Origin of the sequence: Silvania confinis, from assembly GCF_025564085.1 — a bacterium.
GTDB classification, from domain to species: domain Bacteria; phylum Pseudomonadota; class Gammaproteobacteria; order Enterobacterales; family Enterobacteriaceae; genus Enterobacter; species Enterobacter confinis.
Genome location: NZ_JAMGZJ010000074.1, coordinates 36,407 through 48,142, shown reverse-complemented (window position 1 = coordinate 48,142; position 11,736 = coordinate 36,407). Strand labels below are relative to the sequence as shown.

Genomic DNA, 11,736 nt, shown 5'->3' with positions numbered 1-11,736 from the left:
CTTCGGTAAGCGTAGACGGGTCAGGCGGCAGGTGCGCAACACCTGCCGCAAAAAACGATTAATTACCGAACCAGATTGATGCGGAGATCGCAGGCAGCGCGAGCACGCCATCCTGGGCCACACCTTTACCCTCTTTCAGCAGCCACTGTTTAACGTTGAGCAGCGGGGACGTGTCCGGCACCACTTCGCAGGCATCGCCACGGTTAATGGCCACCAGCACCCGCTGCTGGTTAAAGACGCGCACAAACACCACCACGTTGTCGTGGGCGTACAGCACCTGGCAGCCGCCATAGCGCAGCGCCTGGCTCTGTTTACGCAGCTTGATCAGCCGCTGATAGAGCGACAGTAGCCCCTTGTCCTGCTTCTCCGCCTCCCACGGGAACGTCTTGCGGCAGAACGGATCGTTGTTGCCGTCCAGGCCCACCTCATCGCCATAATAAATGCAGGGTACGCCAGGCCAGCTAAACAGCCAAGTGACCGCCAGCGGCAGGCGCGCCACGTCTTTACCCAGCAGCGATTTAAAGCGCGCGGTGTCATGGCTGTCGAGCTGGTTAAACATGCGCAGCTGCTGCTGGTGCGACAGACTGGCGCGGTAGTTATCCATCCATGTCATACAGGTTTGGGCATCGATCTGCTGCGGATCGTAGGAGATATCGGTGTTGGCAAGAAAGCCCCACAGCGGGAAGGTGAAGCCGCGATAGTTCATCGCCGAATCTTCCGCATCAACCTGCAGCCACTGACGGGCATCGCCAAAGTGCTCGCCAAAGACAAACGCTTCGGGCTGGGCAATTTTCGCTGAACGGGTGATCCCGGCGACATGCTGCAGGTTATTGCGCGCCCCGCCAGCCTCGCCAAGCATGTGCACCACGTCCAGCCGCCAGCCGTCCATGCTCCACGGCGCTTTCAGCCAGTGACGCACAATGCTGTCATCACCACCGTAGATCTCATCCACCAGCGTCGGCGACTGGTAATCGAGCTTCGGCAAGCTGGCATAGCCCAGCCAGTCAAGGGCGCGCCCCTCGTCGTTAAAACTGTACCAGTCCCGCTGGGTCGATTCTGGATTGTGACAGGCACCGCCCGTCGCACGATTGTGGCGATCAAACCAGCCGTGCGAATCGCCGCTGTGGTTAAACACGCCATCCAGAATCAGGCGCATCCCTTCCTTACGGGTATTTTCCCGCAGGCGCAGCAGCGCCACGTCGCCGCCAAACTGCTCGTCCACGCGACGATAATCTTCGGTGTCGTATTTGTGCACACTGGGGGCGGCAAAAACCGGGTTGAGATACAGCGCGGTCACGCCGAGCTTTTTCAGGTACGGCAGTTTTTCGCTGATGCCGTCAAGATCGCCGCCGTAAAACGTCGACCCGCCCGCCTGGGCCGTTACCGGATCATCCCATTCACGGAAGATCACCTCATGACCAGCCGCGTGGTGGTGATAGGTGCGATCCTGCTGCGGATTGCGCCGCTGGCTACGGGCAAAGCGGTCCGGGAAGATCTGATAAAAGACCTGATCGGCTACCCACTGTGGGCCGTTGTCAGGATAATCCACGGCGAACTGCTCCAGCCGCGCGGGCGGAAAACGGCTAAACCCCTGAGGGGTAAACCACAGCTGACGGTTATGCCACAGCATCTTAAAGCTGTAGCGGCGGCGCGGCTGGCCTTGCGTCACGTCAATCGTCGCCCGCCAGGCGGTCACGCCAGGCTGCGGCTGCGCCCGCTGTTTATGCATCGGCAACGAGGTTTCTTCATTATCGACTTCCGCGCGCAGCGTCACCCGCTCAGGCAGGTTTTCACCCGTCAGCCACAGCGTAATGACCAGCTTATCGTTGTTTTGCTTAATAAATGGGGCAACCGGTAGGTGCCAGGCATTCAACATCTTGTATCCCCTTTCCCAGAAATGAGGTCACCTTGCCACAGGGTAGTTGATGTTCACTCCTCACGGAGAGGTTTATTGAGGGAGGAGGAAGGGGGAGGAGAAAAATGCCCGGCGTTTGCCGGGCATTCTGATTACTGGACTTCCGCTAACTGACGCTCGCGGCGGCGTTTAAACACCCAGCCCACCAGCAGCAGCGCAATCCACGCAAAACCGACATACAGCGAGATGCGGGTTTCCGGGTGATAACCAATCAGGCCAATAATGAAGACCAGGAAGATCAGGCCAACGACAGTGGTTGCCACGCCGCCCGGCACTTTAAACTTTAGCGCCTTGACCTCGTCTGGCGACAGACGACGACGGAAGCCAATCTGCGACATCAAAATCATGATCCACACCCAGACGGTGGCGAAGGTCGCCAGCGAGGCAATCACCAGGAAGACGTTCTCGGGCATGATGTAGTTGAGGTACACCGACAGCAGCAGCGCCACGGTCATCACCATCACCGTCACCCACGGCGTACCGCGCGTGGAGGTTTTGGCGAACACTTTCGGCGCACTGCCCTGCTCAGCCATCCCGTGCAGCATACGTCCGACGCCAAAGACATCCGCGTTAATCGCGGACAGCGAGGCAGTCAGCACCACAAAGTTAAGGATGCTGGCGGCAAAGGTGATCCCCAGGTGCTGGAAGGTGAGCACAAACGGGCTACCGTTGGTACCAACCTGATTCCACGGGTAGATGGACATGATCACAAACAGCGTGCCCACATAGAAAATCAGAATACGCATCGGCACGGAGTTGATGGCGCGCGGAATGGATTTCTGCGGGTCTTTCGCTTCACCGGCGGTAATGCCGATGATTTCGATGCCACCGTAGGCAAACATCACCATCTGCAGCGACATTACCATCCCGATCCAGCCGTTACTGAAGAAACCGCCGTTGCTCCAGAGATTGTGGATCCCGGTCGGTTGCCCGCCGTTGCCAATCCCCCAGATAATAATTCCGAAACCGGCGGCAATCATGATGATAATGGTGGCGACTTTAAAGAACGAGAACCAGAACTCCAGCTCGCCGAACACCTTTACGCTCATCAGGTTGATGGCGCAGATGATCAATACCACCGACAGCACCCAAATCCAGTGCGGCACCGTCGGGAACCAGACGCCCATATAGATGCCGAAGGCCGTCACGTCGGCAATCGCCACGATCAGGATCTCAAAGCAGTAGGTCCAGCCGGTGATATAGCCCGCCAGCGGGCCGAGGTTTTCTTGTGCATAGCGCGAGAAGGAGCTGGCCGACGGGTTATGAACAGACATCTCCCCCAGCGCACGCATGATGATGTAGGCCGCCACGCCGCCGATAAGATAGGCCAGCAGAACGCTGGGACCGGCCATTTTGATGGCATCTGCCGAGCCATAAAAAAGACCGGTACCGATTGCCGAACCCAGCGCCATAAAGCGGATGTGGCGAGCGCTCAAGCCCCGCTTGAGTGTGTTAGTGCTTTCCATTTGTGTCATGCCATTTCAGACTAAAAAAACAAAAAACCACGGGGCATTACGCCCCGTGGTTAAACATTCAGCCGTTGATTAATGCGCGTTAGAAGTAACCTGACGCCCTGCAGCACGATCCCAGATAACAGCCAGTACCAGTGCAACAACGGTAGGCATCAACCACGCCAGCCCCTGTTCGGACAGCGGCAGACGCTGTGTCCAGGCAGGCAGCATAGCGCTGATAGCGGATGCCTTAATGCCGTCAAGGATACCAAAAAGCAGGCTGATAAACATCGCCGGGGCGATAATTCGTGAGGAATTATGCCACCAGCCGCGGGTAAAGCTCAGCACCACCAGCACGATACACGGCGGGTAGATGGTGGTCAGAACCGGAATCGACACCTGAATCAGGTGGCTCAGCCCCAGATTGGATACCGCCATGGAGAAGCCGCCGAGGATAAACACCAGCGTACGGTAGGACAGCGGAACATACTGAGCAAAGAACTCAGCACAGGCGCAGGTCAGGCCCACCGCCGTGACCAGGCAGGCCAGGAAGATCAGGATGGCCAGCATCATGCTGCCCGCACCGCCAAAGGTATGCTGAACGTAAGCATGCAGAATGGCCGCACCGTTAGCGCCCTGATCCACCAGCACGCTGCTGTCGGAACCCAGACGGAACAGCGCCAGATAAAGCAGCGCCAGACCGGCACCCGCCATCAGACCGGCCCAGACGGTATAGCGCGTCAGCAGACGGGCTTCGGTCACACCGCGAGAACGCGCAGCATTCACAATCACGATACCGAACGCCATCGCACCCAGCGTATCCATGGTCAGATAGCCGTTCACAAAGCCGTTAGAGAAGGCCGCGTTTTGATAGGCTTCGGTCGCAGAGCTCAGCGGGCCGGCAGGCCAGACGATCGCCGCCACGGCAAGCACAACCAGTGCCAGAATTTTCAGCGGTGCGAGGAAGTTGCCCACGGTATCGAGCAGTTTGCCCGGATACAGCGACACCAGAATCACGATAGCGAAGTAGACCAGGCTGTAGATAAACAGCGGCAGCGCGCCATCACCGGTCAGCGGGGCAATCCCCACTTCAAAGGAGACGGTGGCGGTACGTGGGGTCGCGAACAGCGGCCCGATCGCCAGGTAGCAGACCACGGCCAGCATCACCCCGGCCACTTTGCCAATCGGCGCGCTCAGGCTGTCGACGCCGCCGCCGACTTTTGCCAGCGCCACCACGGTCAACACCGGTAGACCGACCGCGGTGATCAGAAAGCCAATAGCCGCAGTCCAGACGTGTTCACCGGCCTGCAAGCCAACCATCGGCGGGAAGATAATGTTGCCTGCGCCAACGAACAGCGCAAATGTCATAAAGCCCAACGCGATAATATCGCGCGATTTCAGTTGATGGGTCATAAAACCTTACTGCCTGTGGTGTTGTGTTGAAAACGTTGAATTTTTCGCTATCCCTTACGGAACAAAACAGCGGAAAAAATGCGCAATCTCAGCGGGAAATGCTCCCCTACCGGCGTGATCAGGAATATTTTTTCGATTTACCACGCAAATACAGTCTGTCCGACAATATCAGGGGGGCAATTTAAACGCTTATAACGTTTAAAGGCAATAAGGGATCGCAAAACCAGAATAATATGCCACCGTGAAATATAAGACTGGAACAATTCACCGGGTATAAGAAAAACTCATGGCTAATCATGCGAACAAAAAAGCAACAGGAGGATAAAATTTATCCGCGCTTCGCCCGGCTGGAAAGTAAACAGGCCAGCTTACGCTGGCCTGTGGCAACCTTCGATGACAGGTGGTCTGTCAGGGGGTTTTATCGGCAATTAATCGTTCCGGGAGCACGAAGCTGAAACGCGTACTCTTACCCGGCGTACTGGTGATATCGAGACGGCTGTCGTGGTGATTAATCGCATGTTTCACGATAGCCAGCCCCAGACCGCTGCCTCCGGTCTGGCGGGAGCGCGCTTTATCCACCCGATAAAAACGTTCGGTCAGGCGAGGAATATGCTCCGGGCCGATACCCGGTCCGTTATCTTCGACGCTAAACTCCGCCCCTGCGGGAGCATGTCGCCAGCGCACGGTAATGTGAGTCCCGGGCGGGGTGTGATTCACGGCGTTATACACCAGGTTCGAGATGGCGCTGCGCAGTTCATCATTGCTGCCGCGCACTTTAAGGGTGCTATCCACCTCGAAGGTCAGCTGATGCTGCTGCTGGCTTAAGGTTTGCGCCTCGCGCTCCAGCATCCGCAGCATCATCGGAACATCGATGGTTTCATTCAGCGCCAGCGTCGGCGAACCTTCAATCCGCGAAAGGGTTAGTAACTGCCGCACCAGCCCTTCCATCCTCTGCGTTTGCTCACGCATGGTGTGCAGCGCTTTTTCACGCGGCGCCCCTTCCAGCGTTTGCTCCTGCATCATCTCCAGATAGCCCTGCAGCACGGTCAGCGGGGTACGCAGCTCATGGCTGACGTTGGCAAAGAAGTTACGGCGAGCCCCTTCCAGCTGGTGCATCTGGGTGACATCGCGCGCCACCATCAGCCACTGTTTATCGCTATAGGGCATCACGCGGATCTCCAGATGGCGACCGTTATTCAGCACTAAATTATGCGGGCGGGTAAAATCGCGTTTTTTCAGATACTGCGCGAACTCGGGATAGCGCAGCAGGTTGAGGATGTTCTGTCCGTTATCATCCGGCCAGCGCAGGCCAAGCAGCTGCTGTGCCAGCCCGTTGCACCAGAACATGGTGCCCTCTTCGGTGGTGAGGATAACCGCATCCGGCAGCGATTCGGCGCCGCTGCGAAAGCGTTTAATCAGGCTGCCCAGCTCGCGTCGGCGCTTTTTATTACGCATCTGCATCTGGTGCAGGCCATACAGCAGAGGTTCCCAGCTTCCGCTCCCTGGCGGAGGCGTCATACTTCTGTCAACCCACAGCCACCAGGAGAGGCGGAGTAAATTCCAGAAATGCCAGACCAGCAGCCCGGTGACCGCGGCCAGCAGAAACCACGGCATATACCCGAAAACGGCCCCGAGGATCAGGGCTGGAATACAGCATAATACCAGTTCAAAACACAGCCTTTTCCATGACAGACGTTCCAGCACGCGTCACACTCCTGTCATTGTTCAGAAACGGGTTGAGAAACGATAACCCGTGCCGCGGACAGTCTGAACCATGCGATCGTGACCGCTGGTTTCGAGGGCTTTACGCAAACGGCGGATATGCACGTCAACCGTCCGGTCTTCAACGTACACGTTGGTTCCCCAGACGTTATTCAGCAATTGCTCGCGGCTGTAAACGCGTTCCGGGTGAGTCATAAAGAAGTGCAGCAGCTTAAATTCTGTCGGTCCCATATCCAGCGGGTTTTCGCCGGTCATCACGCGATGGGATGTCGGGTCGAGGCTCAGCCCCTGCATCTCAATCACCTCTTCCACCGCCATCGGTGAAATACGGCGCATGACGGCTTTGATGCGCGCCACCAGCTCTTTCGGGGAGAACGGTTTGGTGATGTAATCATCCGCGCCGGTCTCCAGACCGCGAACGCGATCTTCCTCTTCGCCGCGCGCCGTTAGCATCACAACCGGGATATCGCGGGTTAATGCTTCACGTTTCATATGCTTGATGAACTGCAGACCAGAACCGCCTGGCAACATCCAGTCAAGCAGGATCAGATCGGGCCAGGGTTCGTTGAGTTGATTCACCGCGCTGTCGTAATCTTCGGCTTCTACTGGTTGAAAGCCATTTTGTTCGAGCACAAAGCAAACCATTTCACGAATGGGTGCTTCATCTTCTACGACCAGAATACGTCTCGCCATACTTTGCCCTGTCTTATTGAGGTTACACGTTTGTAATACGGCGTCATTATGCGTCAGATTTATGACAGATTTATGAAAAACATGACAGTAGATTAGGGCAAGCCGTTGTTTTATGACAGACCAAAATACTGCGGTTATCTTCCTCGCCGTGAAAGCTTATAATCCGCTTCATCTTATTTTGCCACGGAACTGTTATGCGCATACTTCACACCTCGGACTGGCATCTGGGGCAAAACTTTTACAGTAAAAGCCGCGCCGCCGAACATGAAGCGTTCCTCAACTGGCTGCTTGAGACAGCCCAGGCGCAGCAGGTGGATGCCATCCTGGTGGCCGGGGACATTTTCGATACCGGATCGCCGCCGAGCTATGCGCGCGAGTTGTACAACCGTTTTGTGGTCAACCTGCAACAGACCGGCTGCCATCTGGTGATTGTGGCGGGCAATCATGATTCCGTGGCCACGCTCAATGAATCCCGTGAAATACTGGCCTTTCTCAATACCACCGTGGTCGCCAGCGCCGGACACGCGCCACAGCTGCTGAACAAACGCGACGGCACCCCCGGTGCCGTGCTGTGCCCGATCCCCTTTTTACGCCCGCGCGACGTGGTGCAAAGCCAGGCGGGGCTCTCCGGGCAACAGAAACAGCAGCATCTGCTGCAGGCCATCACCGACTATTATGCCCAACAGTATACGGATGCCTGTGAATTACGGGGTGATGCCGCCCTACCCATTATTGCCACCGGGCACCTTACCACCGTCGGTGCCAGTAAAAGTGACGCGGTGCGTGACATCTATATTGGCACGCTGGATGCCTTCCCGGCGCAAAACTTCCCGTCAGCCGACTACATCGCACTGGGACATATCCACCGCGCCCAGATGATTGGCGGCTGCGAGCACATCCGCTACTGCGGCTCGCCGATCTCGCTCAGCTTCGACGAAACGGGCAAGCAAAAGAGCGTCCATCTGGTGAGTTTTGACGCGGGCAAGCTGAGCAGCGTCGAGACGCTGACGGTGCCGGTCACCCAGCAGCTGGCGGTGCTGAAAGGCGATCTCGCCGCCATCACCGAACAGCTTGAGCAGTGGCGCGACCGTGAACAAAACCCGCCAGTGTGGCTGGACATTGAGATCACCACCGACGGCTATCTGCACGATGTGCAGCGCAAGATCCAGGCGCTTGCCGAGGGCCTGCCTGTCGAGGTTCTGCTGGTGCGCCGCAGCCGCGAACAGCGCGAGAAAATCCTGCTGAGCGCACAACGAGAAACGCTGAGCGAGCTCAAGGTCGAAGAGGTGTTCGAGCGTCGGCTGGCGCAGGAGGAGATCGACGACGGACGCCGCGCCCGCCTCAACGAACTGTTTACCTATGCGCTGCACGCGCTCAATGATGAGGACGAACGCGGATGAAAATCCTGAGCCTGCGGCTAAAAAACCTCAACTCCCTGAAGGGCGAATGGAAAATCGACTTCACCGCCGAGCCGTTTGCCAGTAACGGTCTGTTCGCCATTACCGGTGCAACGGGCGCGGGGAAAACCACCCTTCTCGATGCCATCTGCCTGGCGCTGTACCATGAGACGCCGCGCCTGCAGAAAGTGTCGCAAACGCAAAATGATCTGATGACGCGTGACACCGCCGAATGCCTGGCGGAAGTCGAATTTGAAGTAAAAGGCATCGCCTATCGCGCCTTCTGGAGCCAGAACCGGGCGCGAAATCAGCCGGATGGCAACTTACAGGCTCCGCGCGTGGAGCTGGCGCGCTGCGAAGACGGTAAAATTCTGGCCGATAAAGTGACCGATAAACTCGAGCAGACCGCCGCCCTGACCGGCCTCGACTATGGCCGCTTTACCCGCTCCATGCTGCTCTCGCAGGGCCAGTTTGCCGCCTTCCTCAACGCCAAAGCCAGCGACCGCGCCGAGCTGCTGGAAGAGCTAACGGGGACGGAAATCTATGGCCAGATTTCCGCGATGGTATTCGAAAAGCACAAAGCCGCGCGCAGCGAACTCGAGATGCGCGAGGCTCAGGCTGCGGGGGTGGTGTTACTCAGTGAAGAGCAGCAACAGCAACTGCAGCAAGGTTTGCAGGTACTTACTGACGAAGAAAAAATCCTGCTGGTGCAGCAGGCGAGTCAACAGAAAGATTTTCAATGGCTTACGCGTCACGACGAGCTGATGCGCGAGCAGCAGCGGGCGATGACCGCCCAGCAGCAAGCCCAGCAGGCGCTGACAGACGCCACGCCGGAGCTGGAAAAACTGCATCTGGCGCAGCCTGCGGCCCTGCTGCGTCCGCTGTGGGAGCGGCAGCAGGAGCAGACCGCCCGGCTGGCGCAAACCGAACAGCAAGCACAGGATGTGAATACTCGCTTACAGGCCAGAACGGCACTGCGCGCGCGTATCCGCACCGGGGCGCTGCGTGCTCGCGACCGGCTGCAAAGCGAACTGGCCGCGCTGACGCCGTGGCTTAACGACCACGACCGATTCCGCCAGTGGGGGCAGGAGTTGGCGGGCTGGCGCGCGCACTTCACCCAACTTAGCCGGGATAAAACCCAGCTGGCGACGCTGACGCGGCGGATTGCCGAGTTACGCCACAAGCTCGCGGCGCTACCGGAAACCACGCTGACGCTCAGCGCAGAGGACGTGGCGGCCGAAATGACGCGGCTGACGCATTCCCGTCCGTCGCGCCAGCGCCTGGCCACGCTGCATGCCCAGTATCAGCCCCTGCAAACGCGGCTGCGTCACCATCACGAAAGCGTACAAAAAGCGCAGAACGAGCAGGCAACATTGAACGAAACGCTGGCCCTGCGTCGCCAGCAGTTCAAAGAGAAAAATCAGCACTATCTTGACCTTGTCGCCCTCTGTAAACATGAAGAGACCATCAAAAAGCTGGAGAGCTATCGTGCCGAACTGGAGGCCGGTAAACCTTGCCTGCTGTGCGGTTCAACCGAACACCCGGCCATCGCCCAGTATCAGGCCTTAGCGCTGACCGAAAACCAGCGGCGCCGGGAGTCGATGGAAAAAGAGGTCGCCGCACTCAAAGAGGACGGTCTGCTGATCCTGGGGCAGGTCAACGCCTTAACCCAGCAGTTACAGCGTGCAGCGGACGAGGCGCAGACCCTGGCTCAGGAAGAGCAAGCGCTCACTAAAGAGTGGCAGGCGGTGTGTGCATCGCTGGGTATTGATCTTACTCTTCAGGACGATATTACCCCGTGGCTGAATAAGCAGGAGCAATACGAGCAGCAGCTCTACCCGCTTAGCCAGCGCCTGACCCTGCAAAATCAGCTCGGCGAAGAGGAGACGCAGGAACAGCAGTATCTCCAGCAGTTAACGACCACCCGTAGCGCGATGGAAAGTGCGCTGCATACGCTGTCACTGGACGTGCCGGATGACGGCGCAGAGGCGGCCTGGCTTGCCGAACGCGAAAAAGAGTCCCTGCTGTGGCAGGAAAAACAGACCCAGCTCACCACCCTTCAGGAACGTATTTCTGCCCTCGCGCCGCTGCTGGATACCCTCCCGGAGGAAGAATCGGCAGAAGCCGAAGCCGTTATTCCGGATAACTGGCGCGAGATCCATACCGAGTGCGTCTCGCTGCACAGCCAGCTTGCCACGCTGCAACAGCAGCTCACGCTGGAAAGCGAGCGCCTGCAGCAGTCGCAGACCCAGTTTGCCGCAGCGCTCACCGCCAGCGTCTTTAGCGATCGCGAGGCGTTTCTGGCCGCCCTGCTGGATGACGAAACGGTTCACCGTCTGGAGCAACGCAAACACGCGCTGGAGAATCAAATCCAGCAGAGCACGGCCCTGTTGCAGCAGGCCAGCGATCGGTTGAGTGCGCATCTGCAGCTCCGTCCGCAGGATTTGGGGTCTGACGCCCCGGCCCTGCAGGAACAGCTGCAGCAGCTCGCGCTGACCCTGCGCGAAAACACCACCCGCCAGGGGGAGTTCCGCCAGCAGCTGAAGCAGGATCAGGATAACCGCCATCGCCAGCAGACGCTGATACAGCAGATTGCAGACGCCGCCCGCCAGGCGGAAGACTGGGGATACCTGAATGCGCTGATTGGCTCCAGCACCGGTGACCGCTTCCGTAAGTTTGCTCAGGGGCTGACGCTGGATAATCTGGTGTGGCTCGCCAACCAGCAGCTGACGCGTCTGCACGGGCGTTACCTGCTGCAGCGCAAGGCCAGCGACGCGCTGGAGCTGGAAGTGGTCGATACCTGGCAGGCGGACGCGGTGCGCGATACCCGCACCCTCTCCGGCGGGGAGAGTTTCCTGGTGAGCCTGGCGCTGGCGCTGGCATTGTCGGATCTGGTGAGCCACAAAACGCGTATCGACTCGCTGTTCCTTGACGAAGGTTTTGGCACCCTGGACAGCGAAACGCTGGACGCCGCGCTGGATGCACTGGATGCCCTTAACGCAACGGGTAAAACCATTGGCGTGATCAGCCACGTCGAGGCGATGAAAGAGCGTATTCCAGTGCAGATTAAGGTGAAGAAGATTAACGGGCTGGGGTACAGCAGGCTGGATAAAGTGTTTGCGGTGGAGTGACGGGTCTGGACCCT

General features: G+C 58.2%; 7 protein-coding genes. 2 read left to right on the top strand and 5 right to left on the bottom strand.

The annotated features are described in order from the left end of the window. Nucleotides 1–58 precede the first annotated feature (58 nt). The 5 genes from malZ to phoB all read right to left on the bottom strand — a co-directional run bounded on the left by malZ (nt 59) and on the right by phoB (nt 7,194). The gene (gene malZ / locus M8013_RS10120) at nt 59–1,876 is read right to left on the bottom strand and encodes a maltodextrin glucosidase (protein ID WP_271267676.1); all 1,818 of its coding nucleotides are present in this window, start codon (nt 1,874–1,876) and stop codon (nt 59–61) included. Between the two features lie 131 nt (nt 1,877–2,007). Beyond that, nucleotides 2,008–3,381, bottom strand: a complete 1,374-nt coding sequence (gene proY, locus M8013_RS10115; protein ID WP_271267675.1) for a proline-specific permease ProY — start codon at nt 3,379–3,381, stop codon at nt 2,008–2,010. Nucleotides 3,382–3,459: 78 nt separating this feature from the next. Further along, the gene (gene brnQ, locus M8013_RS10110) at nt 3,460–4,779 is read right to left on the bottom strand and encodes a branched-chain amino acid transporter carrier protein BrnQ (RefSeq protein ID WP_271267674.1); all 1,320 of its coding nucleotides are present in this window, start codon (nt 4,777–4,779) and stop codon (nt 3,460–3,462) included. Nucleotides 4,780–5,187: 408 nt separating this feature from the next. Then, nucleotides 5,188–6,483 (bottom strand): phosphate regulon sensor histidine kinase PhoR, encoded by a 1,296-nt coding sequence (gene phoR, locus M8013_RS10105; protein WP_271267673.1) that lies wholly within the window; start codon nt 6,481–6,483, stop codon nt 5,188–5,190. 21 nt (nt 6,484–6,504) lie between these two features. After that, nucleotides 6,505–7,194, bottom strand: coding sequence for a phosphate response regulator transcription factor PhoB (gene phoB, locus M8013_RS10100; protein WP_271267672.1), 690 nt, complete (start codon nt 7,192–7,194; stop codon nt 6,505–6,507). Between the two features lie 194 nt (nt 7,195–7,388). Between phoB and sbcD the strand changes: the two genes are divergently transcribed. Further along, entirely contained in the window at nt 7,389–8,594 is a 1,206-nt protein-coding gene (gene sbcD, locus M8013_RS10095) for an exonuclease subunit SbcD (RefSeq protein WP_271267671.1), read from the top strand. After that, nucleotides 8,591–11,722, top strand: coding sequence for an exonuclease subunit SbcC (gene sbcC, locus M8013_RS10090; RefSeq protein ID WP_271267670.1), 3,132 nt, complete (start codon nt 8,591–8,593; stop codon nt 11,720–11,722). The genes sbcD and sbcC overlap by 4 nt, the downstream gene beginning before the upstream one ends. Nucleotides 11,723–11,736 lie beyond the last annotated feature (14 nt).